The sequence below is a fragment of the Knoellia aerolata DSM 18566 genome (assembly GCF_000768695.1).
Taxonomy (GTDB): Bacteria; Actinomycetota; Actinomycetes; order Actinomycetales; family Dermatophilaceae; genus Knoellia; species Knoellia aerolata.
Genome location: NZ_AVPL01000016.1, coordinates 45,285 through 70,199, shown reverse-complemented (window position 1 = coordinate 70,199; position 24,915 = coordinate 45,285). Strand labels below are relative to the sequence as shown.

The window sequence follows — 24,915 nt, the reverse complement described above, 5'->3', positions numbered from 1 at the left end:
CTGCGGGCGAGCCCGCCCGCGTCCACCGCGTCCACCGCATCCGCGGCGACCGCGGCGACCGCGGCGGCGCCGGTGACCGCGGCGGCCGCCGGTACGGACCTCGGCATCGCGCTGTCGCCGTCGATCCGGGCGCACCTCGCCCAGGGGGTGGTGGAGTCGGGCCACCGACCCATCGCCGTCGCGTTCGTGCAGTTCTCGGGGACCGACGTGCTCCACGCGACGTCGGGGCCGCGCGCGGTGACCGAGGCCCTCGACGTCCTCGTCCGCACGGTGCAGCGGGCCTGCTCGAGCGCCGAGGTGACCTTCTTCGAGACCGACCTGGCGCGCGACGGCGGCAAGTTCATGCTCACCGCCGGCGCTCCTCGCAGCGCCGGCCGGGACATCCACCGGCTCCTGGGCGCCGCGCTCGCGATCGTCACGAGCGCGGGGGTGCTGCCGGTCCGTGCCGGGCTGGCGTCGGGGCACGTCTTCGCCGGCGACTTCGGACCGAGCTTCCGGCGGACCTACTCCATCAAGGGTGACACCGTGAACCTCGCGGCCAGGCTGCTCGGCCGTGCGGCCCCCGGGGAGCTCGTCGCCACCGCGCAGTCCCTCGACCGGATCGACGCGAGAGTCGAGGCAGAGGCGCTGGAACCGTTCCGGGTCAAGGGGAAGCGTCACCTCGTCGAGGCGGCGCGGGTGCTCACGGTGCGTGAGCGGACCACCTCCCCCACGGAGGATGCCGCATTCATCGGACGCGCGGAGGAGCTCGTCACGGCGCGGGCCGCCGTCGGCTCGGCGCTCGCCGGATCGGGAACCGTCCTCGACATCGTCGGGGAGGCCGGGATCGGGAAGTCCAGGCTCGCGGGCGAGCTCGGCCCCGAGGGCGTCACGGTGCTGTCGGCGACGACCGGGAGCTACGACACCGGGACGCCCTATGCGACCGTGCGCAGCCTCACCTGCCAGTCCGTGGGGCTCGAGCCGTGGGCGGACCCGGACGCGCTCGCGGCACGTCTCACCGCGGCCGTCGCGCGGGACGCTCCGGCACTCGTCGACTGGCTGCCGCTCCTCGCGCGCCCGTTCTCGATCGACCTCGAGGAGACGCCGCAGGTCCGGGACCTCGACGTGAAGTTCCGCCGCGGCCGGCTCGAGGAGCTCGCCCTCGAGCTGCTGTCGGCACTGCTGCCGTCACCCACGGTCATCCGCCTCGAGGACGCCCACCTCATGGACGAGGCGTCGGGGGCGATCGTCTCCCGGGCCGCCGCGACCGCCGCCGAACGGGCGTGGGCACTCGTCGTCACCCGCCGCGACGCCCCCACCGGGTACCGCCCCGCCGGCGACCTCACCGGCCTCGTCCGCATCGACCTCGGCTCGCTGCCCGCCGAGGATGCCGGGGAGCTCCTCGAGTCGCTGACGCAGCAGTCGCGCGTGAGCATCCACTCGCTCTCCGCGATGGTCCGTCGCGCCTCCGGGAACCCCTTCTTCCTCATGGCGCTCGCGCGCCGGGCCGACGACGCCGCCCACCTGCCGGACTCCGTGGAGAGCGTGCTGCTCGGCGACATGGACGGCCTGGGCTCCCGGTCGCGGACCCTGCTCCGGCATGCCGCCGTGCTGGGCACGCGCTTCGACACGACGATCCTCGCCGAGATGGTGCCGGGTGGCACGGACCCGGTCGAGGTCGAGGCGGAGCTGTCCGACTACGTCCGGCCGGTCGTCGGGACGCTCATGGAGTTCCGGCACACGTTGATGCGCGACGTCGCCTACGAGGGCCTGCCCTACCGGTTGCGGCGGGACGCGCACGAGCGCGCCGGTCGGGCGCTGCTGGAGTCGACGCTCGAGACGGACGCGGTCGCCGACCTGCTGAGCATGCACTTCCACGCCGCGGCGGCCTACGACCAGGCCTGGACCTACGCGCTCGTGGCGGGTGGGCGGGCCAGCGAGACCTACGCCTACGGCGAGGCCGCCGACTGCTACGAGCGGGCGGTCGAGGCCGCGACCCACCTCCCCGAGCTGTCCCCCGCGAGCGTCTCGGCGGCATACGCCTCGTTGGGTGAGGCGAGGCAGATGGCCGGCCTGTCGGTCGGGGCGATCGCCGCCTTCCGCAAGGCCCGGGGACTCGCCGAGGGCGACGCCGTCCGGCAGGCCGGGCTGCTCCACGAGGAGGCGCGCATCGTCGTCCGGCTGGGACGCTTCCCGCAGGCGCTGCGGCTCATCACCCGCGGCCTCGGCCTCATCGACGGCGTGCCGGGCCCCGAGGCCGACCGCACACGCGCGCGGATGGCGGCCCAGTACGGCTTCGTGCGCCACCTGCAGGGACGCGGTCGGGACGCCGTCCTCTGGTGCGCCCGCGGTGCCGCGTGGGCCGAGGCGTCGGGCGACCGGGCCGCCCTCGCCTACACCTACAACGCGCTGCACCTCAGCCACGGCGCCTCGACGGTGCGCGAGGAGCGCCCGTACGGGCGCCTGGCCCTGGCTGCCTACGAGGAGCTCGACGACCTTCGCGGGCAGGCCCTGTGCCTGGGGAACCTGGCGATCGACGACTACAACGCCGGTCGGTGGGACACGGCACTGGCGATGTTCGCCCGGGCGGCCGACATCTTCCGGCGGGTGGGCGACGTGGCGAACGAGGGGAACGAGGCCTACAACCAGGCCGATGTGCTCGTCGCACAGGGCCGGTTCGCCGACGCGCTCGAGCCGCTGCGCGTCGCGCTGCGCCTCGCCCGGGGAGTCGACGACGAGGAGCTCGTCGCGCTCAGCCTGCGGGAGGGGGCCCGGGCGCACGCCGGCCTCGGCCGCGCCGACCGGGCCGAGGACCTGTTCACGCAGGCGCGTGCCCTCCTCGTCGCGCTGAGGCTGCCCCTCGAGGTGGCCCGGCTCGACGCGGGCCGGGCCGAGGCGATGCTCGCGTGGGGTCGGGCGGAGGACGCCCTCGAGCTGCTCGACGGCATGGAGGTGACCGATGCGGTCCACGCCCGGGTGCAGCGGACAAGGGCCTGTGCGCTGTGGCGGCTGGGGCGAATGGCCGAGGCGAGGGAGGCTGTCCTGAGCGGCATCTCGCGTCCGGGGACTAGCCCGGGGGGCGTCGAGCTCGCGCTCCTGCGCGTGGCTCTCGGCCTCCTCCCGACCGCGTCCGGACCGGACGAGACGGACGCGACGGACCCTCGCGACGTGCTGGCCGCGCTGGGTGCGGACACTCCGGCGCTGCTGGGCTCACTCGGGCTGGGTGGACGAGGCCTCAGATCGACCCTCGCACGTCCTTGAAGAAGAGGACGTGGATGAGGGAGTCGCCCGCGCCGTCGCGGCTGCTGCTGACGTAGTCGGCGCAGTACTCGAGGCCGGCGTCGATGACGTTCTTCGCGGCGCAGGAGGGGACCGGGGTGAGGTCGCCCGTGGCGTCCTGCGACCACAGCGGAACCACGCTGCGCAGGCCTCCGGAGCCGCACAGGGACTTGTCGCAGACGAGGACCATCGTCGCGGGGCGGGTGCGGTCGTAGACGCTCGGGTCGAGGTCGGCGATGAGCTGGGTCACGAGCCCGCCGCGTCGGCACGGAGCCGTCGCGGGGCAGTCGCCGAGCGACAGGGCCACGCCACCCGTGGCGCCCTGGGGCAGCAGGATCCTGCCGCAGACGGGGTGTGCCCGGTCGACGACCGCGCACCCGGCGCCGTCGGATCCCGCGGTGCCGCTCCTCAGGCTGGTGTCCTCGCCGGCGAGGAACCGGAGGTGGGTCTCGACCCGGAACGGGTCACCCGTCGCGGAGAGGCTCTTGCTGCCCTTGCCGACGGTGGCCGTCGCGCGCACGTCGGGCGACGGAGCGGAGTACGACACCGTGAAGGTCTGCGAGCTGACGCCGGCCTGCATGGTCGCGACCGTCGAGCTGAGCGTCCCCGGACCGGTCGCGCTCAGGACCACCGCCTGGTCGCTGCGGTATGCCGCCGGGCTGAGTCCGTCGAAGAGGCTCACCCGGACGAGGAACGCGTCCCCCGCAGCGGCGAGCACGGCGGGGACGGACGCGGCCGGGACGTCCCCCAGCCTCTCCGCGAGCACGGCCGGGTCGGTGAACGTGGACACCCGCAGGCTCGTCGGCGTCGGCAGCGCGGTCGACGCCGCCGTGGCGGGCCCGACCCACCCGAGAGCGGCGGGGGCGAGCATCGCCAGGGCGAGGAGCAGGATGCGCAGCCGGCGCCCGGTGCGGGGTCGGGTCGAGTCGTCGTGGTCGCGTGCAGACATGTGCTTCCTCACGGGTGCGGGTGGGCAGGTGCTTCCCTCCAGAGTGGGCGGGTTCGCGCGCAAAAAGATCCGTGAGGTCACTGATGTTCGGGAGGGTCTCGGGGGTCATCGTGACCACGTGAGCACACTCGACGGACAGGTCCGGGCCCGGGGCGGGCCCTTCGAGCGGTCGGTGGGTGCGGAGGCCACGGTGACCCGCAGCGCCCCGACGACACCTCGGGGTGCGCGGGGCCGCCCGGGGCGCGTGGCCGGCCGGACCGTGCTCGCGGTCGCCTCCTTCGGCGCGCTCCTCGCCTTCCTCGACGCCACCATCGTCAACGTCGCGTTCCCGAGCATCCAGGCCTCGTTCCCGGAGGCCTCGATCGCCACGATCTCGTGGGTGCTCAACGGCTACAACATCGTGCTCGCCGCCGCCATGATCGTGTGCGGGCGGCTGTGCGACCTGCTCGGTCGGCGTCGCCTCTACATCGCGGGGGTCGCCCTGTTCACGGTGGCGTCGGTGTGGTGCGCCGCGGCGTGGTCGGTCGAGCTCCTCGTCCTGGGCCGGCTGGTCCAGGGTCTCGGCGCCGCGATGCTCATCCCGGCCTCGTTGGGGCTCGTGATCGAGGCGTTCCCTGCGTCCGAGCGGCACCACGCCGTCGGCCTCTGGGGAGCGGCCGCCGCGGTCGCGGCCGGGCTGGGGCCCCCGGTCGGTGGGGTGCTCGTCGAGCTGGGGGGCTGGCGGTGGGCCTTCCTCGTCAACATCCCGTTGGGGGTCGCGGCGATCGCGCTGGGACGAAGGGTGCTCGTCGAGAGCCGCTCACCCGGCATACGACAGCTTCCCGACCTCGTGGGTGCCGGGCTGCTGGCCGGAGCGATGGGCCTCGGGACGACGCTCATCATCAAGGCCGGGGACTGGGGGTGGGCGAGCGCGACGTCGTGGCTGGTCGCCCTGGGGACCGTCGCCCTGGTGGTGGGCTTCGCCGTCAGCTCGCGCCGACACCGGTCACCGCTGCTCGACGGGGCGATGCTGCGCAGCCGCCCGTTCGTCGTGGCCAACGTCGTGACCATCGTCGCCGGGCTGGGCTTCTTCGCCTACATGCTCACCAACATCCTGTGGCTGCAGTACGTGTGGCGCTACTCGGTGATCGAGGCGGGTCTGGCCCTCATGCCCGCCGCCTTCGTGGCCGCAGTGGTCGCGGCCGTCATGGGCCCGATCGCCGCCCGGCGGGGCTACCGGCTCATCGTCATGGTCGGCGCCGTCGTGTGGTCGCTCGCCTACGTCTGGTACATCACCCGGGTCGGGACGACCCCGGCGTTCCTCTCGCAGTGGCTTCCCGGGCAGGTGCTGAGCGGGATCGGGGTGGGCATGTGCCTGCCACTGCTCGGGAGCGCGGCCATGGCGTCGCTGCCCGGCGGACGCTTCGGGACGGCCTCGGCCGTGGTCTCGAGCGCGCGCCAGACCGGAGGGGTCCTGGGCATCGCCGTGCTCGTCGCCGTGCTCGGCACCCCGACGCCGGAGAACGCCGTCACCGTGCTGCGTGACGGCTGGTGGATCAGCGTCGTCGCGTTCGCCGCGTGCGCCGTGCTCGTCGCCTTCCTCGGGCGGATCTCGGAGGAGGAGGACGACGCGCAGGAGGCAGAGGCCGCGACCGGTCGGGTGCACGTGCCGGTCGGTGACAGCGGGTCGGTGAGCCGGAGCATCGCACCGCAGCGGCCGGGCCTGTTCGCGTCGCTGCCCCTGCAGACGCAGGAGGCGCTCCGCGCGTCCGCGGTGCCGCGCCGTGTCCCGGCGGGGCAGTGGCTGGTCCGTGAGGGGGAGCACGCCACGAGCATGCTCGTGCTCACCGCCGGGCGGGCCGACGTCGTCATCGGCGACACCGTCGTGCGCGACCTGGGTCCGGGTTCTCTCATCGGCGAGCTGGCCCTCATCACCGGGGGGCTCCGCTCGGCCTCGGTGCGGGCGCGACGGGACTGCCGCGTCCTCGAGGTGTCGAAGGCCGTCTGGGACGAGGCCGTGGGGACCAGCGCCGAGGCCCTGTCCGCGTGCATCGGCACCCTCGCGGCGCAGCTCGCCGACCCGCGGCCGCCCAGCACCCTCCCCACCCGGCCACGGGTCCTCGCCGTGGTGGCGGCCTCGACCACCGCCCCGACCCGAGAGGTCGCCGAGCACCTTCGCGCCGCCCTGGGCACGGTCTACTCGGTCGACGTCTGCACCGACCTCAGCCCCGAGCAGCTCGACATGGCCGAGCGGCACCACGACCGCGTCGTCCTCGTGGCTCCGGAGAGCAACGCCTGGGCCGAGTACAGCGCGCGCTCGGCAGACCTCGTCGTCCTCGTCGCCCGGGTCGGCGAGCCGATCGTCACCCCGACGCCCGGAGCGTTGCGACCCGAGCTCGTCCTCGTCGGTGCCCCGGCGACGACGGAGCAGCTGGCGACCTGGACCCGGGCCGTGGACCCGTGGCGGGTGACGCAGACCCCGGACGGCCGGCTGGCGAGCGGGCTGCGCGGTCTCTGCGACCGGGTCGTCGGCCGGTCGGTCGGGATCGTCCTGTCCGGAGGGGGCGCTCGGGCGCTGACGCACCTCGGCGTCCTCGCCGAGCTCGAGGACGCGGGCATCGTCATCGACCGGGTGGCCGGCGCCAGCGTGGGGGCCGTCATCGGCTCGCTCTACGCCAGCGGCATGACGGCCGGTGAGGTCGAGGAGGTGATGTACCGGAGCTTCGTGCGGGCCAAGCCGTTCGCCGACTACACCCTGCCGCGCAACGCCCTCGCCCGTGGGCAGCGCATCCGCCGGGCCGCGGAGGACCAGTTCGGCGAGACGCTCATCGAGTCGCTGCCCCGTGGCTTCTGCTGCGTGAGCACCGACATGCTCAAGCGCTCGGTCGTGGTCCACCGAACGGGGTCGGTGGCCGACGCGATCCGCGCCTCCGCGGCCCTGCCGGTGCTGCTGCCACCGGTGCGCACCGAGGACCGGTTGCTCGTCGACGGCGGAATCCTCGACAACCTGCCGGTGCACACCCTCACCGAGCGTGACGAGGGGCCGGTCATCGCCGTCAACATCGGGACCGGAGGAGCCGGCGGTCCCGGCGCCGTGGGCTCGGCGGGCCAGGCGACGGTGCGCCGGACGATCCGGGTCCCATCGCTGGGGGAGACGCTCTTCCGGACGATGATGATCAGCGGAGGCGACCACTCCTCCGCCGTGGGGACCGGTGCCTACGTCATCAGCCCCAGCTCGATGGGGGTCGGGCTGCTCGAGTTCCACCAGATCGACCGGATGATCGCCTCCGGCCGCGCGGCCGCACGCCGGCTGCTCGACGAGACGGGAGGCACCTTCCAGCCCGCGGGGCCCGAGCAGTGAGCCGACGTCAGGTGGCGAGCTGACCCTCACCGGCGCCCCGGCCGACCGGGTGCGCTGCGGCCGCGCTCGAGGAGTGCGCCGGGTCCGCGGGAACCTGTCGGGCACTGGCCGCGAGGATGACCTCGGTGCGTGAGCGCATCCCGAGCTTGGCGAGGATGTGCGACACGTGCGACTCGACCGTGCGCCGGGACAGCACCAGGCGCTCGGCGATCTCCGGGTTGGACTTCCCCTGGGAGACCCACGCCGCGACCGTCGCCTCGGTCGCGGTGAGCGCGCCCCACCCGGTGACGGGTCGGACCGGGGTGGCTGCTGAGCGACCGAGGAGCCGCTCGCGCCGGAGCTGCGCCTGCATCCGCTGGGCCGTCGCGTCGGCGCCGATCTCGAGGTAGGCCGCGACGCACGACTGCGCGAGCGGCTCGGCCTCCTTGCGGCGGTGGGCCCGGGCGAGCCCGATGGCCGCGTGGCCGGCGGCGATCGCGTGGTCGAGCCGGCGCGGCGTCCCGGCCAGGAGACCGGTCGCCTCGACCAGGTCGTCGCAGCTCCCGGTCGACAGGCCCCGGGCCAGCAGTGCCTGCGCGCGCAGGTGGGTGATGCCGGGGTTGAGTCCGGCGAGGCCGTCCAGCGTCGACACGACCTCGTCCAGACCCTCCGGGTCGCCCTCGCCGACCGCGAGCTCGACCAGCGGGATGGCCAGACGGGGGCACTCGATGAGGAACCCGTGGTCCACGCAGCGCGCCCACCCGTCGCGCAGGGCGGTGAGCGCCCCGACCCGGTCGCCCAGCTCGAGCCGGTAGGCGCTCTGTGCGATGAAGAACCACGCCCACCCGCGCGTGATCGGCAGCGGGCCGTTGCCGATCTGCTGCACCCGCATCATCCACGGGCGGGCAGCCTCCGGCCCTCGCTGGTGGTGCGCGACGAGGGCGCCCAGGGCGACGACGGCCGGTTCGACGCGCACGTCGGTGGCGCCTCCGAAGGACGCGTGGGCGTCGAGGTCCGCGCTGACGTCCGAGAGGTGGGCGGACTGGGCGCGAACCAGGGCGCTCATCGTGTAGGCGCTGATCACCCCCGTCACCGTCCCGTGGAGCTCGCAGAGGTGGCGGCCGTGCTCGATGACGGCGAGGGCCTCGTCGAACCGGTCGGCGTCGGCGAGCATGACGCCCGCCTCGTGCTGGGTGATGGCCTCGCTCCAGACGTCCGGCCCGTACAGCTCCGTGGTGGCGAGCAGCAGGTCGGTCCCCGCGGCGACCTCGCCGCGGCTGCCCGCGATCTTGCCGAGGAACGTCTGGGCGCCGATCCGGGCCGCGGTGCTGTCGGTGGCGACCGCCGCCTCGAGGGCGGAGCGCGACACCCGCTCAGCGCCGTCGATGTCGCCCGCGAAGTAGCGCGCGGCGGCACAGATGACGAGGAGCCGGGCCCGGTCCCCCGGCGACACCCGTGGGTCGGCCATCGCCGACTCGGCACGTCGCAGGGACCCGAGGACGTCGCCTCGGTAGATGAGCGCCTTGGCCGCCGTCTCGTGGAGCGGCCCGATGAGGTCGAGCGGCGGAGCGCTCGCGAGCACGTCCTCCGCCAGGCGCTCGGCCTCCGTCATCCGCCCGGAGAGCAGCTCCGAGACCGCGAGCCCGGCAGCGGCATGGGCGCGCAGGCCGGGATCCCCGGGGGTGGCCGCGAGGACCCGACGCCAGAGCGCGACGGCCGTGGCGGGTGAGCTGTCGGCGGTCTGCTGGGCCAGCCGCAGCTCCCACGCGGCGGTCTCGCCGCTGACGGGGGTGCGCAGGAGGTGCTCCGCCACGGCGGTCGGTGCGGCTCCGGACGCCTCGAGGCGGCTCGCCGCCGACAGGTGCAGCTCGGCCCGGACGGCCTCGGGGAGGACCTGGAGGAAGACCTCGTGGATGATCGCGTGCCGGAAGCCGAGGTTCTCCTCGTCGGTCGACTCGAGGAACCCGGCACGGACGGCCTCGTTGAGGGCGGGCAGCAGGTCGGTGACCTGGCGGTCGGCGAGGACGCAGAGGTGACGGACCCGGAAGCGGGTCCCCATCAGGGCGGCGAGGCTGAGGAGCTCGCGGGTCTCGGGCGTGAGGAACTCGACGTGGCGCAGCAGGATGGCGGCCAGCGAGGACGGCGGGGCCAGCGGCCGGACGAACGTCGCCTCGCCCGACTCGTCGATGGTGAGCGACCCCTCGCGCACGTGGGCGAGGATCATCTCGGTGAGGTAGAACGGGTTGCCGCCCGCCGCGCGGGCGTGGTGGGTGAGCTCGGCGTTGCTGCGGCCCCCGGCGAGGTGCTCGATCACCGCCAGGCACGCGTCGTCGGGAAGCGGTGCCAGCTCGACGTGAGTGAGGAGACCGTGCGCCGTCATCGCCTCCATCAGCCGGCCGAGACCGTCCCGGGGGCTGCCCGAGCGCAGCGTCACGACGCAGACCAGGGGCAGCTGGGCGAGGGTGCGGCTCAGCCGGGACAGCAGGGCGACCGACGCGGAGTCGGCCCACTGGAGGTCTTCGAGGACCATGACGGACGGTGTCGTCGAAAGGCGGTCGAGCAGGTCGATGATCCGCTCGCCGACGACGAACTCGGACACGCCTGTCGGTGGGGCCTCGTGACCACGGCCGCGACGGCGACCCGATCCCTGCTCGTCCCTCAGCCCGACCGCGGCCTTGGCGACGTCCGGTGGTCCGGACGCGAGCGCCTCGAGCAGCACCCCGAACGGCCGTCGGCGGTCCATCGGTTCGCAGGCGGCGCGAAGGACCCCCTCGTGCGGTGCACGCGAGAGGGCGACCGCCACGAGCGACGACTTCCCGATGCCGGCGTCGCCGCTGACGACGACGAACCGCCCGGGATGGGAGGGGCCACGGGTGAGCGCCGTCGAGAGGGTCCGGAGCTCCTGGGCGCGGCCGACGACCCAGGGGGTCTGACGGGCGCGCGTGTCTCGCGTCGGCATGGGAGGTGCCGTCCCTCTCCCGCACCAGGGGCCGGCACGACGTGGTGGACACTCGCCACACTAGAGGCGGCGCCACGTGCGCACACGGGAAATGGGAGTGTTCCTCCGCGGCCCGTCAGCGGTGGTCGATCATCCCGATGAGGGCGTCGGCGACGACGTCGGTGGCTTCGTAGGTGAGCATGTGCCCCTTGCCGGGGAGCACCGTGAGCCGCGAACCCGGTATGCCGGCGTGCAGCGCCCGTGACCACCGCGCCGGGGTGATCCGGTCCCTGCTGCCCACGAGGACCTGGGTCGGCGCGACGGCGACGCTCTCGAGGGACCCGACCTCGTCGTGCGCGCTGATCGACGCGAAGTAGCGACCGGTCGTCGCGAACGGGGTGCGGCCGATCTGTCGCGCGGTGGCCCTGACCGCCGCCGGGTCCGGGTTCTCACCGAACGCGTGGCGCCGGTGGACGGCCGTGGGCAGGAGCGCACGGGGTGCGAACAGCGGCACGCGAGCGGCCAGGGACATGACGGCCGCCTCCCCGCGGATGCCCTTGCGGTCCTCCACCGACGCGGTCGTCGAGACGAGGACGGTCCCGCGCACGCGGTCGGCGTACGCGGAACGGTGCTGACCGGCATACGCAAGGAGCGTCATCCCACCCATCGAGTGGCCACCGAGCACGAGTGGCCCGCTGAGGGCGGTGGCGTCGATGACCGCCGCGAGGTCGTCGGCCAGCGCGCGGATGGAGTGCGACCGGACCTGGCCCCAGGAGGAACGCCCGTGCCCGCGCTGGTCGTACGTGATGACGCGAACGTCCCGGTGCGACTGCACCTCTCGCACGACGGGCTCCCAGCTCTCGCGGGTGAGGGTCCAGCCGTGGGCGAGGACGACCGTGGGGGCGTCGGGGTCGGGGGTGGAGCGGGGCGCGAACTCGGTGGCGGCGAGCACCGCGCCTCCCGGAGCCGGGACGCGGAGGGTGCGGTGGGTCACGCGTCCGCCACCTCGATGACGACCGGGGCGTGGTCGCTGGCACCCGTACCCTTGCGCTCCTCGCGGTCGATCGCCGCCCCGCGGACGCGGTCGGCGAGGGCCTGCGACGCGAGGATGAAGTCGATCCGCATGCCGCGGCGCTTCTGGAACGCGAGCCGCTGGTAGTCCCAGTAGGTGAAGGTCCCGGGCTCGGTGTGCGGGCGCACGACGTCGGTGACGCCGGCGTCGAGCACGCCCTGGAACGCGGCACGCTCGGGTGGGCTGACGTGGCTCTTGTCGAGGTAGTACTCCATCGACCACACGTCCTCGTCGTGGGGAGCGATGTTCCAGTCGCCCATGAGCGCGAACGGCTCGCCCCCGGCGGCCCAGGCGCTCGTCTGGACGCGCAGCTGCTCGAGCCAGGCGAGCTTGTACTGCATGTGGGGGTCGGTGAGGTGGCGACCGTTGGGGACGTAGAGGGACCAGAGGCGGACGCCGTTGCACGTCGCGCCGATCGCGCGGGCCTCCTCGGCGGCCGGCTCACCCCAGTGCGGCATCCCGGGGAAGCCGCGGCTCACGTCGTCGAGGCCCACCCGGGAGGCGATCGCGACACCGTTCCACTGGCTGAGGCCGTGGTGCGCGACCTCGTAGCCGAGGGCCTCGAAGCGGTCGAAGGGGAACTGGTCCTCGCGGCACTTCGTCTCCTGGATCGCGAGGACGTCCACCCCGGAACGCTGGACCCAGGCTTCGACCCGGTCCATGCGTGAACGGATGGAGTTGACGTTCCACGTCGCGATTCGCACCCCACCACCCTACCCACGAGTAGCCGTCCGCCTAGGGTCGAGGCATGACCACAGCACTCGTCACCGGCGCCACGGCCGGTATCGGCCGGGAGTTCGCCGTCCAGCTCGCCACTCGTGGTGACGACCTCGTCCTCGTCGCGCGCGACGTGGCCCGGCTGGAAGCGCTGGCCGACGAGCTCCGCGCCGCACACGGCGTCGAGGTCGAGGTGCTGCCGGCCGACCTCTCGGACCGGGAGCAGACCGCTCGGGTCGCCGAGCGGGTGGCGTCGAACGAGCGTCCCGTCGACGTGCTCGTCAACAACGCGGGCTACTCGCTCAAGAAGCGCTTCCTCGACAACGACGTGGCCGACGAGGAGGCGCTGTTCGACGTCCTGGCCCGGGCGGTGCTCGTCCTCTCGCACGCCGCCGGCAACACCATGCGCTCGCGGGGGAGGGGGGCGATCGTCAACGTGTCCTCGGTGGCGTCGTTCATGACGTCGGGGACCTACAGCGCGACGAAGTCCTTCGTCACGGTCTTCACCGAGGGTCTGGCGGCCGAGCTCCGGGGGACGGGGGTGACCGCGACGGCCCTGTGCCCGGGCTTCACCCGCACCGAGTTCCACGAGCGGGCCGACGTCGACATGAGCCGCCTGCCCGACCTCGCCTGGCTCGACGCCCCGCGGGTGGTGCGCGACGCCCTCGCCGACGTCGACCGGGGCAAGGTCGTCTCCGTCCCGGGACGGCGCTACAAGGTGGCCGTCGCGGCGCTGCGGCTCCTCCCGCGGCCGCTGGTGCGCGCCCAGTCTCGCAGCGCGCACCGACCCTCGGCCGACTGACCGTCCACCCCCTGGGGCGCGGTGGTCGGTAGCCTCGGGCGCATGACCGACACCGCTGCCGACCGCGCCCGCCTGCTCGAGCTCATCAGGGCCAAGGCCATCGTCCACGGCCGCGTCACCCTCTCGTCCGGCAGGGAGGCCGACTACTACGTCGACCTGCGGCGGATCTCGCTGGACGGGGAGGCGAGCCCCCTGGTCGGTCGCGTCATGCGCGACCTCGTCGCGGACCTCGACTTCGACGCCGTGGGCGGCCTGACCCTGGGCGCCGACCCGGTCGCCACCGCGATGCTCCACGCCGCCGCGGCCGCCGGGGAGCGGCTCGACGCCTTCGTCGTCCGCAAGGCGGGGAAGGCGCACGGCCTGCAGCAGCGGATCGAGGGCCCGTCGATCGAGGGTCGCCGCGTGCTCATCGTCGAGGACACCTCGACCACGGGCGCCTCGCCGCTCGACGCCGCGAAGGCGGCCCAGGACGCGGGTGCGACCGTCGTCGGGGTCGCGACCATCGCCGACCGGGCCACCGGGGCGGCCGAGGTGTTCGCCGACGCGGGCCTGGAGTACCGCCACGCCTACGGCCTGGGCGATCTCGGCCTTGCCTGACCCGGCACCGCCAGGCCCTAGGATCGCGAACGAGACGCCACCAACACGGGAGTTCCCATGATCACCGCCATCATCATCGCCGTCGTCGCGCTGCTGCTCGTCGGCGTGGTCGTCGGCATGTACAACGGCCTCATCAAGCTGCGCAACCTCGTGCAGGAGGCCTGGCGGCAGATCGACGTCGAGCTCACCCGACGCCACGACCTCATCGGCAACCTCGTCGAGACGGTGAAGGGCTACGCCGCCCACGAGCGCGGCACCCTCGAGGACGTCATGAAGGCCCGCAGTGCGGCCATGGCGCCGAACCAGTCGCCGGCACAGCAGGCCGAGAGCGAGAACATCCTCAGCCAGTCGCTCGGCCGGCTCCTCGCGGTGGTCGAGGCCTACCCCGACCTCAAGGCCAACCAGAACTTCCTCGCCCTCCAGCAGGAGCTGACCTCCACCGAGGACCGGATCGCGTCGGCCAGGCGCTACTACAACGCGACCGTGCGCGACCTCAACACCAAGGTCGAGACGGTGCCGACGAACGTCATTGCCGGCATGTTCGGCATCAAGCAGGCCGAGTACTTCGAGGCCGTCGGTGAGCAGCGCGAGGCGCCGCGGGTCGACTTCGGGCAGCGCGACGCGACCATCCCGCCGCCCAGCGGCTACGCGGGCGCTCAGCAGCCGCATGCCCCGCAGGCGCCGCCCGGGGCGACCTCGCCCGCCCAGACCCCCGCAGCGCCGGTCGGGCAGACCCAGCCGATCGACCCGACGCCTCCCACTCCCCGCACCGACGCGCCCCCGGCCCCCCGGGCCTGAGGCGCGCGTGCCCGTCCTCACCGGCAGCAGTCGCGCCGCCCCCGCTCCCTGGGTGGCCGAGGTCTGGGTGGACCCCCAGTGGTACGAGTGCCAGAGCAGCCCGGACCGGCTGCCCGACCCCGGCCCCCCGACCGTCGTCAGCCTCCGGGGGAGCCAGATCCTCATCGGGCGTCGCAGCGCCGCTGCTTCGGTGGCGCCGCACATCGACTGCGACGGGGACGCGGGGGTGAGCCGTCGTCACGCGCAGCTGACCCGGCACGGCACCGGCTGGGTGCTCCAGGACCTGGGCTCGGCCAACGGCACCTACCTCGGCGCCGTGGTCGGCGACATCCCCGACGACCCGATCGAGACCGGCCTGCCCGTCCGCTCGGGCAACGTGCTCTACCTCGGGTCCTGGACCCGGATCGTGCTCCGCGAGGAGCCACTCGCCCGCTGAACGGTCACGCGGCCCAGGAGTGGCCTTCGTGGGCGTGCTCGAGCCAGTCGACGAACCTCGTCCCGAAGTCGTCGAGCCAGTCGTCCGGCTCCGGGGGTGTCCAGCCCTCACCGAGGATCGGTGGGGCGGTGGCGTCGTGGGTCTGCCCGCTCGGGGTGGTGAGACGTATGCCGTGTGGTCCCGTGCCGTCGAGGCCGGTCGACTGCACCCGGACGTGCCAGCCGTCGAGCTCCTTGACGAGGTTGTGACGTTGGCACTGACCGTTGCCGTTGCGCGCTGTGGTGTCCCCGGTCGCATGGATCGCGGTCACGTGGTCGGTCTGGACGGCGGGCGCATCGCACCACGGCACCCGGCAGGTGGGGTCACGCAGCTGAAGGAACCGGCGGAGACCGCCGTGGAACCTGCGCCGCGTCGAGTCCAGGGCGACGAGGTCGCGACCCGTGGGGTCGGTGAACAGTCGCCGCAGCCACAGGACGCTGGCGGCGTCTGTGACGTCGTCTGAGCCGTCGTGGTGGTCGAGCAGGTCTGCGACGTGCGCGCGGGCGTCGGCACCGGGAACGGGCCCCCAGCCCGGGATCACGGCGACGTCGTCCATCGGCGCTGTGCCACCGAAGGCAGCAGGCAGGAGGACCCGGTCGCTCATGACGAGGTTGACCTCAACCGGCTGCGGCTGGCCGTGAGCGCGACCGCTGAGCAGCTCGAGCGCGCGGTCGGCCAACCACGCGCCCTTGCCTCGGGTGTCGGCGCGCGCCGCAGCCACGGCGGAGGCGTGAGCGACGTCGTCCAGGTCCGGGTCGATGACGTGGCGACGCGACTCCTCGGCGGTCAGGGCGACGAATGCCCCCACGACGTCCTTCATCGGCCCGAGGACCGACAGCCAGGCCATGCCGTCGGGAGCGGGGCGGATGCTCACGCGGCGGCTCGCGACGGCGCGGCGGTGGCGCTCGGCGAGGGACTCCGCGTCCAGTGCGGCAGCCGCGCGTCGGGCCGCCGCGGCCAACGCCTTGTCGCCGAGCGACCCGATCACCGGCGCCAGCCGTCGGTCCACCTCGGCGCGGTGCTCGACGCTGAGGCAGGCGGTCTCGCGAACCATGATGGTGGCGCGCCGTTCGCTGATCTCGCCGCGCTCGAGGGCCCGCAGGGTGTGCGGCATCTCGCCCACCAGCGCCTTGGCCACACCGACGTGCTGGTCGGCCAGAGCGGGGGAGCAGCGGCGGGCGAGCGCGAGGTCGGCCCGCACCGAGCGGGAGTCCTCACCGAGCTGCTCGCGGTCGGCCACGGCTGCCGCGGTGAGCCTGGCCTGCGCGGCCGCAGCGGCACCCTTGAGCGACTCCAGTGCCGACACCGTCGCGACCCGCTCCGCCTCGGACAGGCCCTCCGGCGTGATGCTCGCGAGCGAGGACACGACAGGTGGGACGCTGCCCTCGCGCCCGCTCGCCTCAGCTGTCCTTCCCATGCCCCAACACTACGGACGACCACTGACACTCGACATCGTTCGAGGGCTGGTCGCCAGCGACCAGCAGTGCGGCACAGCGTGTGTGCCCCGAGACGAAGGGCGTCATGCCTCGCCGGGCGGGATGGTCGTGTCGGGTCCGTCCGCCGGTAGCCGCCCTCGTTCAGCGCAGGCGCACGGCCAGCTGGCCGTTGTCGAGCACCTTCGTCTCGACGAGGTGGTCGTGGGCCTCGACGAACGCCCGGAACGACGAGAACCCCAGCGCCTTCTCCTTGAACGTCGAGTCGAGCCGCTGCATCTGGCTCTTCACGCTGGAGGAGTGCTGCCAGCCGTCGTCGCTCTTCTCCGAGCCCACCTCGATGGCCCGTCGGAACAGCGTCGCCTGCGCCTTGGCGCCCTTGCCCCGACCCGACGCCGCCGCCTTCGTGGGCGCGGCCTTCTTCGCCTTGGCGGGGGTCGACTCCGGCACGGACTCCGGCGTGGTCTCCTGGGCCGGATCGGGGACCGGCGGCTCGTCGACGCCCGGGAGGTCGCCGTAGGAGCTGAAGTCGTCACAGGCCGCGACCAGGGCACGGCTCGTGGACCCGGTGACCCCGATGCCGACGACGAAGCGGCCCATCCGCTTGCAGCGCTGGGCCAGCGGGATGTAGTCGGAGTCGCCTCCGACCACGACGACGTGGGTGATGTCGGCGTGCTGGAAGAGGTCGTCGACCGCGTCGATCGACAACCGGATGTCCGCGCCGTTCTTGGTGCCCGAGGTGGCGAAGAGCTGCACGAGGTCGACCGCCCGGTCGATGAGCTGGTGCTTGTACGAGGCGTTCGCCGGGACCGACCAGTCGGCGTAGGCCCGGGTCAGCGCGACCGTCCCGAAGGACGAGGCGTAGTCGATGATCGCGCCCAGGTCGACCTGGGCCTCGGCCAGCCGCTGGGAGACGTCGTCGCCGGAGCCGCTGTCCGGGACGTGCCGTCGGGCGTCGTCCCGACGCCAGTGCCCGGCGCCGTGGACGTCGTCGTACCGGGAGATGACCATGTTGTCGAAGTCGACGTACACGGCCACGCGGGACCCATCACTCATGGCGAGACCATAGCCCGGCCGGGCTCGGCTCCCACGGGGTGAGACGTCAGAGCCGGTCCTTGCGGACGTCGTCGATGACCTCGACGGTCTCCTCGATGATGGTTTCGCTCGCCGTGTGACCGCGCCGTGCGCGGACCAGCTCGAACACCATCGGCAGCACCGACATCGCCACGATGAGCAGGATCGCGGCCTCGAGGTTGTCGTGGACGAACTGGATGCCGCCGAGGAAGTAGCCGAGAAGCGTGATGCCGGTCGCCCACAGCACGGCGCCCACACCGCTCCAGAGGAAGAAGCGTCCCCGGTCCATGCGGCTCACGCCCGCGACGACCGTGATGAACGTCCGGACGATCGGGACGAACCGGCCGAGGACGAGCGCCTTGTTGCCGTGCTTCTCGAAGAACTCGTGCGTCTGGTCGAAGTACTTGCGCTTGATGAAGCGGCCGTCGCGCTCGTAGAGCGGGGCCCCGATGAAGCGGCCGATCTCGTACCCGACGACGTTGCCGACGAAGGCGGCGATGCTGAGGATGAGGCAGGCCAGGGCGATGTTGATGTCGAGGTCGCCGCGGTTGATGAACAGGCCGATCGCGAAGAGCAGCGAGTCACCCGGGAGGATCGGGAAGAGCAGGCCGCACTCGATGAAGACGATCGCCGTGCTCACCCAGAAGAACTGGGAGCCGAAGCGGTCGAGGAGCCACTGTGGGTCCATCCAGTCGGGTCCGAGCGAGGGCATCATCACGCGGACAAGGGTATGCCGTCAGGCCGGCGCCCGGAACACGCGCGGTCCGGGTCCGGTGGCCTACGAGGGTTTCGGGGCCCCGGGTCGCGCGTAGCGCATCCACGTGATGGCGATGCACATGACGGCCCACGCGATACCGATGGCGTAGAACGTCGTCGGAGACATGATCGTGAGGCCGACGCCGAAGAGGAACGGGCCGAAGGCCGCGATCGCCGCCGTCCATCCGATGACCCCACCGGCCTGGCGGCGCTCGAAGATCATCGGCATCTGTTTGAAGGTCGAGGCGTTGCCGATGCCGCTGAAGAGGAAGATCGCGAGCATCCCCCAGAGGAAGGTGTTGAAGTCACTGCGCAGGGCCTCGGCCGAGGAGGTGTCGGGCACCAGCGCGGTCATCGTCCACGCGATGGAGGCGACGAGGCCGATCCCCGAGGCCAGCGTCCACCGGGCGCCGCCCATGCGGTCAGTCAGCGGGCTGAAGACGACCCGGGCGGCGGCGCCGACGAGCGGGCCGAGGAAGACGTACTTCACCGGGTCGGGCACCGAGTAGCCGTCGATGAGCAGCTGGGCGCTCGCCCCGGCTCCCTGGACGATCTCGGCGTTGCCGGCGCCGTAGAGGTTCTTCATGAGCAGGCCGAACTGGGCTGCGAGGCCGGAGAAGGTGCCGAAGGTCATGATGTAGATGAGCGTCATCCACCAGGTGTCCTGGCTCTTGAAGATGTCGAACTGCTGGCGGATGTTGGAGGTGACCGGGACCGACTTGAGCATCGTCCAGGCGAGCGCGGCACCGATGAGGATGAACGGGATGTAGACGAAGGACGCGTTCTGGTACCAGACCTCGGAGGCCTGCTTGCCCGGCAGGCCCTGCATCGTCTGCGAGCTGCCGAGGAAGCCGATCATGCTGAAGCCGATGATCCACGGGGTGAGCAGCTGGACGAGGGAGACGCCGAAGTTGCCGATGCCGGCCTGGAGGCCGAGCGCCGTGCCCTGCAGCCGTCGCGGGAAGAAGTAGGACGTGCTGGGCATGAAGCCCGAGAACGCCCCGCCGCCGATGCCGGACAGGAACGAGAGCGCGAGGAGCTCCCAGTAGGGCGTGGTCGGGTCCTGGATGCGTACGGCCCAGCCGAGCACCGGGAAGATGAGCAGCAGTGTCGTCAGGGTGACGAGCTTGCGCGTGCCGAGCACGGGCGGCATGACCATCCACCCGAGGCGCATCAGTCCGCCTGCGAGCCCGGGCAGAGAGGTGAGCCAGTAGAGCTGGCTCTGGGTGAGGTCGAACCCCAAGTTGGTGAGCTTGGGGGCGATGGCGCTGGCGAGGAACCACGAGGCGAAGCAGAGGGTCAGCGTGAACGTCGTGATCGAGAGGGTCGTCCAGGCCAGCCGCTTGTCCCAGGTCTCCTCGTTCTCGGGGTCCCAGGCGTCCAGCCACTCACCACCTGCGCGCTTCGCGGTCGTGCTGCTCATGCTCGTGCCTCCTGTGGGATCTGGCGGGAGTCCGCCGGGGTGGCCGGGGTGGCCGGTGACGTGTCGGGCATGGAGCCCGGGGCCTCGAGGGCCGTGGCGAGCTCGGGCGAGGAGGTGTGGAGCATGTGGACGACGGTCCAGTGCATCCACAGGCTGCAGCCGGCGGTGAGGAGGAAGAGGACGAAGAACGTGCTCGACGGCAGGCCGGTCCACCGCTGGCTGTAGGCGAACAGCGGCGGCAGGAAGAAGCCACCGAGACCACCGAGCATCCCGACGAGGCCACCGACCGCGCCGACGTCCTTCGGGAAGTACTCGGGGATGTGCTTGAAGACGGCGGCCTTGCCGACCCCCATCGCGCAGCCGAGCACGAAGACGACGATGGCGAAGGGCCACAGACCGATCTCGTACGGGAGGATCTCCTTCGCCCCGCTCCGGGTCTGCAGGACGATGTGGCCACCCGGCATCGACAGGAAGAGGGTGGTGGCCATCATCACGCCGAAGGTCCAGTACATCGCGCGTCGCGCGCCCCACCGGTCGGAGAACCAGCCACCGACCGGGCGCAGCAGCGAGGCCGGGAAGATGAAGGTCGCGGTGAGCAGGGCAGCGGTGCCCAGGCTCACGTCGAAGTTGTCGACATAGTACTTCGGCAGCCAGGCTGCCAGCGCCACGTAGGCGCCGAAGACGGCGACGTAGTAGAGGCTGAAGCGCCACACCCGGAGCTGCCGCAACGGCTGGACCTGCTCGCGCAACGGGCGCCCGCGGCCCGGCATCCGGTCCTCGGCCGGGGTGACGACGAGGACGAGGACCGCGAGGACGAGGAGCAGCACGGCGTAGATCACCGGGACGATCCGCCAGCCGCCCTCGACGACACCGAAGTACGTGGCACCCGCGGTGCCCGTGATGAGCGCCGGCCCGATGAACTTGGTGACCGACGCCCCGACGTTCCCGGCCCCGAAGACTCCGAGAGCGAACCCCTGCCGGCCCCGCGCCGTCCAGGCCGAGTTCCACGAGATGCCGGCGCTGAAGGAGTTGCCGGCGAAGCCGACGAGGAAGGCGAGGACGAGCAGGAGTCCGTAGCTCTCCGCCCGGGACACGAGGTAGGCCGGCACCGCCGTGAACGCGAGCATCGCCGCGAAGACCTTGCGACCGCCGATGCGGTCGGTGATCATCCCGGCGGGCAGCCGCCACAGCGAACCGTTGAGGACCGCCACCGCGCTCAACCACGAGAGCTCGACGTCGCTGAGGCCGAACTCCTCGCGGATCGGGATGCCGAGGATGCCGAACATCAGCCACACCGCGAACATCACGGTGAAGGCGAGGGTCGACATCACCAGCACCCGGCGAGCGGAGGTGTCCTCACTGGCGACCGTGGCAGAGCGGTGGTCCGGCACGGCCGGTCTCCTTCCAAGCGTGGCGCGGTCGTTTTCGACCGCCGGCACGTGACGTTAGCGACCTCCACGGCCGTCGGTCAGGGTCTTTGGTCCTGTGTCGCCGCGTGTCGTCGGGACGTTGGTCCTTGCCCTTCGGCCGCTGGGGGGGTTGGCTGGCGTCGGAGTTCCGCGACGACGAGGAGATCACGTGAGCATCAGCGAGCCGGCCGCCAGACGATCCGGATTCGACGGCCCACTCGCCGACGCACTCGTCGGGACCCGGAGGTTCTTCACGCGGGGTGACGTCTCGGACGACAAGCGCACCCTGAGCCTCGAGGGTGGGCGCGGCGGCGACTCGTTCTACCGCGACCGCTGGAGCCACGACAAGGTCGTGCGCTCGACGCACGGGGTGAACTGCACGGGCTCGTGCTCGTGGAAGGTGTACGTCAAGGACGGCATCATCACCTGGGAGGCGCAGCAGACCGACTACCCGTCCGCGGGCGCGGACCGGCCCGACTACGAGCCGCGCGGCTGTCCTCGGGGGGCCGCCTTCTCCTGGTACACCTACTCGCCCACCCGGATCCGCTACCCCTACGTGCGCGCCGTCCTGGTCGAGCTGTTCCGTGAGGCCAAGAAGGCGCACGGGGGAGACCCGGTGCTCGCCTGGGGCTCGATCGTCGAGGACCCCGTGAAGGCCGACCGCTACAAGAAGGCCCGCGGCAAGGGCGGACTCGTCCGCTCCACGTGGGACGAGGTCGTCGAGATCGTCGCGGCGGCGCACGTCTGGACGACGAAGGTCCACGGTCCCGACCGCATCGCCGGGTTCTCGCCCATCCCCGCGATGTCGCCGGTGTCGTACGCGTCCGGTGCCCGGTTCCTCGAGCTCGTCGGCGCACCCATGCTCTCGTTCTACGACTGGTACGCAGACCTGCCCAACGCCTCGCCGCAGATGTTCGGCGACCAGACCGACGTGCCGGAGTCCGGGGACTGGTGGGACGCGGCATACCTCATCATGTGGGGCTCGAACGTGCCGCTCACGCGGACGCCGGACGCCCACTGGATGACCGAGGCGCGCTACCGCGGGCAGAAGGTCATCGCCGTCGCACCCGACTACGCCGAGAACGTCAAGTTCGCCGACGAGTGGGTGACGCTCGGCCCGGGGACCGACGGTGCGCTCGCGATGGCGATGGGGCACGTCATCCTCAAGGAGTTCTTCGTCGACCAGCAGGTGCCGTTCTTCACCGACTACAACAAGCAGTACACCGACCTCTCCAACCTCGTCGTGCTCGTGCCCGGTCCTGACGGCGTCCTGCGGCCCGGCAAGTACCTCGTCGCCGGCGACGTCGAGGGCGGGCCGAAGTCGGACTCCGAGAACGCCATGTGGAAGCCGGCCGTGTTCGACGCCCGCACCGGCGAGCTCGCCGTGCTGGGCGGGTCGATCGGCGACCGGTTCGGTGACGAGGGCCTCGGGAAGTGGAACCTCGAGCTCGGTGACGTCGACCCGGTGCTCACGCTGTTCGGCACCCACGACGACGCGGTCGAGGTCTCGCTGCCGCGCTTCGACGCCGCCGACGGCAAGGTCGCCCACGAGCCACGAGGGGTGCCGGTGCGCCGTCTCGGCGACCGGCTCGTCACGACGGTGCTCGACCTGCTCCTCGCCCAGTACGGCGTGGCCCGCGACGGGCTGCCCGGCGCCTGGCCGACCGGCTACGACGACCCGTCGGTGCCCGCGACGCCCGCGTGGCAGGAGGAGCTCACCGGCGTCCCGGCCGCGCAGGTCGAGCGGCTCGCCCGCGAGTGGGCGCAGAACGCCATCGACACCGACGGCCGCGGCATGATCCTGCTCGGTGCCGGGACCAACCACTGGTTCCACAGCGACCAGATCTACCGGGCGATCCTCCTCCTCACGACGATCACCGGGTGCCAGGGCCGCAACGGCGGCGGCTGGGCGCACTACGTCGGCCAGGAGAAGATCCGGCCGATCATGGGCTTCCAGCACATGGCGTTCGCCCTCGACTGGCAGCGTCCGCCGCGCCACATGAACCAGACCGCGTACTGGTACGTCCACACCTCCCAGTACCGCTACGACACCTTCTCCGCCGACGACCTCGACGCCGGCACCGGGATCTTCGCCGGCAAGAGCGTCATGGACCTGCTCTCCCAGTCGGTGCGGCTGGGCTGGACGCCGAGCTACCCCACCTTCGACCGCAGCTCGCTCGACCTCGCCGACGACGCCGCCGCCGCCGGCATGGAGGCACCGGCCTACGTCGCCCAGGAGCTCAAGGAGGGCCGGCTGCGCTTCGCGGTCGAGGACCCGGAGTCAGGAACCAACCATCCGCGGATCCTCTCGCTGTGGCGCTCGAACCTCCTCGGCAGCTCGGCCAAGGGCAACGAGTACTTCCTGCGCCACCTGCTCGGCACCGACAGCGCGGCCACCGCGGTCGAGGCGGGCCCGGAGCAGCGGCCGACGAGCGTCGAGTGGGCCGACAAGGCCCTCGACGGCAAGCTCGACCTGCTCCTCACCATCGACTTCCGGATGACGAGCTCGACGATCTTCTCGGACGTCGTGCTGCCCGCCGCCACTTGGTACGAGAAGCACGACCTGTCGACGACCGACATGCACCCGTTCATCCACTCGTTCAACCCGGCGATCAACCCGCCGTGGCAGACGAAGTCGGACTGGGAGACGTGGAAGGCCATCGCGAAGAAGTTCAGCGAGCTGGCCGTGGACCACCTCGGCACACGCAAGGACGTCATCGCCAAGCCCCTCTGGCACGACACGCCCGAGGCCATGGCCACCGTCCACGGCGAGGTCAAGGACTGGCGCGCCGGCGAGTGCGAACCGGTGCCCGGCAAGACCATGCCGGTCATTGCCGTCGCCGAGCGGGACTACACCCAGATCTACGACAAGATGACGACGATCGGCCCGCTCCTCGAGAAGGTCGGCATGCTCACCAAGGGCGTCGCGTACGACGTCAAGCGCGAGGTCGAGATCCTCCGCGGGCGCAACGGGGTCCGCCGCGGCGGTGTCGGTGACGGCCAGCCGAAGGTCGAGACCGACATCCAGATGGCCGACGCCATGCTGCACCTCGCCGGCGTGTCCAACGGCCACCTCGCCACCCAGGGCTTCGAGTTCCTCGAGAAGAGGACGGGCACCAGGCTCGCCGACCTCGCCTCGGAGCACGAGGGGAAGCAGATCACCTTCGCCGACACCCAGGTGGCGCCGGTCCCCGTCATCACGAGCCCGGAGTGGTCCGGCTCGGAGTCGGGAGGGCGGCGCTACGCCCCGTTCACCATCAACATCGAGCGGCACAAGCCGTTCCACACGCTGACCGGCCGGCAGCAGTTCTACGTCGACCACGACTGGTTCCTCGGCATGGGCGAAGCGCTGCCCGTCTACCGGCCACCGCTCAACATGACCCACCTCTTCGGTGAGGCGCCGGTCGGGGAGCTGAGCGACAAGCACGGCCAGAGCCTGTCGGTGTCGGTGCGCTACCTCACCCCGCACAACAAGTGGTCGATCCACTCGGAGTACCAGGACAACCTCTTCATGCTGTCCCTCTCCCGCGGCGGCCAGTCGGTGTGGATGTCGAACGTGGACGCGGACAAGGTGGGCATCAAGGACAACGACTGGATCGAGATGGTCAACCGCAACGGCGTCGTCGCGGCCCGTGCCATCGTCAGCCACCGGATGCCCGAGGGCACGGTCTACATGCACCACGCCCAGGACCGGCTCATCGACGTGCCGCTCACCGAGCGCGACGGAAAGCGGGGCGGCATCCACAACAGCCTCACGCGCATCCTGCTCAAGCCGAACCACATCGTCGGCGGCTACGCCCAGCTGTCGTACTTCTTCAACTACATCGGGCCGATCGGCAACAACCGCGACGAGGTCACGACCATCCGCAAGCGGACCGCGAAGGTGGAGTACTGA

At 72.1% G+C, this 24,915-nt stretch carries 16 protein-coding genes; 7 read left to right on the top strand and 9 right to left on the bottom strand.

The features are described from left to right. On the top strand, positions 1–3,240 hold a 3,240-nt coding region (locus N801_RS08285), incomplete at its 5' end, for an ATP-binding protein (protein ID WP_035936109.1). On the opposite strand, the gene N801_RS20990 is transcribed toward N801_RS08285, so the two are convergent. Continuing rightward, positions 3,215–4,207, bottom strand: a complete 993-nt coding sequence (locus N801_RS20990) for a hypothetical protein (protein WP_035936106.1) — start codon at positions 4,205–4,207, stop codon at positions 3,215–3,217. The genes N801_RS08285 and N801_RS20990 overlap by 26 nt on opposite strands. A gap of 118 nt (positions 4,208–4,325) precedes the next feature. Here N801_RS20990 and N801_RS08275 point away from each other — a divergent pair, with 118 nt between their 5' ends. Next, positions 4,326–7,547, top strand: a complete 3,222-nt coding sequence (locus tag N801_RS08275; protein ID WP_169744229.1) for an MDR family MFS transporter/patatin-like phospholipase family protein — start codon at positions 4,326–4,328, stop codon at positions 7,545–7,547. A gap of 7 nt (positions 7,548–7,554) precedes the next feature. Here the strand turns inward: N801_RS08275 and N801_RS08270 are convergent, their stop codons facing one another. From N801_RS08270 to N801_RS08260, 3 genes are all read right to left on the bottom strand, one after another. Beyond that, complete coding sequence (locus N801_RS08270) at positions 7,555–10,485, bottom strand: ATP-binding protein (RefSeq protein ID WP_035936105.1); 2,931 nt, start codon at positions 10,483–10,485, stop codon at positions 7,555–7,557. 115 nt (positions 10,486–10,600) lie between these two features. Then, a complete protein-coding gene (locus tag N801_RS08265) occupies positions 10,601–11,458 on the bottom strand; it encodes an alpha/beta fold hydrolase (protein WP_035936104.1) in 858 nt (285 codons plus the stop codon). Then, a complete protein-coding gene (locus tag N801_RS08260; RefSeq protein WP_035936103.1) occupies positions 11,455–12,240 on the bottom strand; it encodes an exodeoxyribonuclease III in 786 nt (261 codons plus the stop codon). Before N801_RS08260 ends, N801_RS08265 begins: the two co-directional genes overlap by 4 nt. Positions 12,241–12,284: 44 nt before the next feature. Here N801_RS08260 and N801_RS08255 point away from each other — a divergent pair, with 44 nt between their 5' ends. Genes N801_RS08255 through N801_RS08240 form a run of 4 tightly spaced genes read left to right on the top strand, consistent with a single transcriptional unit; the run spans position 12,285 to position 14,886 of the window. Further along, positions 12,285–13,055, top strand: coding sequence for an SDR family NAD(P)-dependent oxidoreductase (locus tag N801_RS08255; protein WP_035936102.1), 771 nt, complete (start codon positions 12,285–12,287; stop codon positions 13,053–13,055). 42 nt (positions 13,056–13,097) lie between these two features. After that, the gene (gene pyrE / locus N801_RS08250) at positions 13,098–13,652 is read left to right on the top strand and encodes an orotate phosphoribosyltransferase (protein ID WP_035936101.1); all 555 of its coding nucleotides are present in this window, start codon (positions 13,098–13,100) and stop codon (positions 13,650–13,652) included. A gap of 57 nt (positions 13,653–13,709) precedes the next feature. Next, positions 13,710–14,450, top strand: a complete 741-nt coding sequence (locus tag N801_RS08245) for a LemA family protein (RefSeq protein WP_035936100.1) — start codon at positions 13,710–13,712, stop codon at positions 14,448–14,450. 7 nt (positions 14,451–14,457) lie between these two features. Further along, positions 14,458–14,886 (top strand): FHA domain-containing protein, encoded by a 429-nt coding sequence (locus N801_RS08240; RefSeq protein ID WP_052112767.1) that lies wholly within the window; start codon positions 14,458–14,460, stop codon positions 14,884–14,886. Positions 14,887–14,890: 4 nt separating this feature from the next. On the opposite strand, the gene N801_RS08235 is transcribed toward N801_RS08240, so the two are convergent. The 5 genes from N801_RS08235 to N801_RS08215 all read right to left on the bottom strand — a co-directional run bounded on the left by N801_RS08235 (position 14,891) and on the right by N801_RS08215 (position 21,002). Beyond that, positions 14,891–16,342, bottom strand: coding sequence for a DUF222 domain-containing protein (locus tag N801_RS08235; protein WP_245618310.1), 1,452 nt, complete (start codon positions 16,340–16,342; stop codon positions 14,891–14,893). Positions 16,343–16,502: 160 nt separating this feature from the next. Further along, positions 16,503–17,414: an NYN domain-containing protein gene (locus tag N801_RS08230; RefSeq protein ID WP_035936093.1), complete on the bottom strand. Its 912-nt coding sequence runs from the start codon at positions 17,412–17,414 to the stop codon at positions 16,503–16,505. Between the two features lie 46 nt (positions 17,415–17,460). Next, complete coding sequence (locus N801_RS08225) at positions 17,461–18,144, bottom strand: DedA family protein (protein ID WP_052112769.1); 684 nt, start codon at positions 18,142–18,144, stop codon at positions 17,461–17,463. Between the two features lie 66 nt (positions 18,145–18,210). Beyond that, positions 18,211–19,611, bottom strand: a complete 1,401-nt coding sequence (locus N801_RS08220; RefSeq protein ID WP_035936089.1) for an MFS transporter — start codon at positions 19,609–19,611, stop codon at positions 18,211–18,213. After that, on the bottom strand, positions 19,608–21,002 hold the full coding sequence (locus tag N801_RS08215; RefSeq protein WP_035936086.1) for an MFS transporter: 1,395 nt from the start codon (positions 21,000–21,002) through the stop codon (positions 19,608–19,610). The genes N801_RS08220 and N801_RS08215 overlap by 4 nt, the downstream gene beginning before the upstream one ends. Positions 21,003–21,189: 187 nt before the next feature. On the opposite strand from N801_RS08215, the gene N801_RS08210 reads away from it, so the two are divergent. Next, entirely contained in the window at positions 21,190–24,915 is a 3,726-nt protein-coding gene (locus N801_RS08210) for a nitrate reductase subunit alpha (RefSeq protein ID WP_245618309.1), read from the top strand.

Excerpts from the sequence above, each read along its gene's own strand:
- N801_RS20990 (WP_035936106.1), bottom strand. The coding sequence starts at position 4,207 with ATGTCTGCACGCGACCACGACGACTCGACCCGACCCCGCACCGGGCGC.
- N801_RS08270 (WP_035936105.1), bottom strand. The coding sequence starts at position 10,485 with ATGCCGACGCGAGACACGCGCGCCCGTCAGACCCCCTGGGTCGTCGGC.
- N801_RS08255 (WP_035936102.1), top strand. The coding sequence starts at position 12,285 with ATGACCACAGCACTCGTCACCGGCGCCACGGCCGGTATCGGCCGGGAG.
- pyrE (WP_035936101.1), top strand. The coding sequence starts at position 13,098 with ATGACCGACACCGCTGCCGACCGCGCCCGCCTGCTCGAGCTCATCAGG.
- N801_RS08245 (WP_035936100.1), top strand. The coding sequence starts at position 13,710 with ATGATCACCGCCATCATCATCGCCGTCGTCGCGCTGCTGCTCGTCGGC.
- N801_RS08235 (WP_245618310.1), bottom strand. The coding sequence starts at position 16,342 with ATGGGAAGGACAGCTGAGGCGAGCGGGCGCGAGGGCAGCGTCCCACCT.
- N801_RS08230 (WP_035936093.1), bottom strand. The coding sequence starts at position 17,414 with ATGAGTGATGGGTCCCGCGTGGCCGTGTACGTCGACTTCGACAACATG.
- N801_RS08225 (WP_052112769.1), bottom strand. The coding sequence starts at position 18,144 with ATGCCCTCGCTCGGACCCGACTGGATGGACCCACAGTGGCTCCTCGAC.
- N801_RS08220 (WP_035936089.1), bottom strand. The coding sequence starts at position 19,611 with ATGAGCAGCACGACCGCGAAGCGCGCAGGTGGTGAGTGGCTGGACGCC.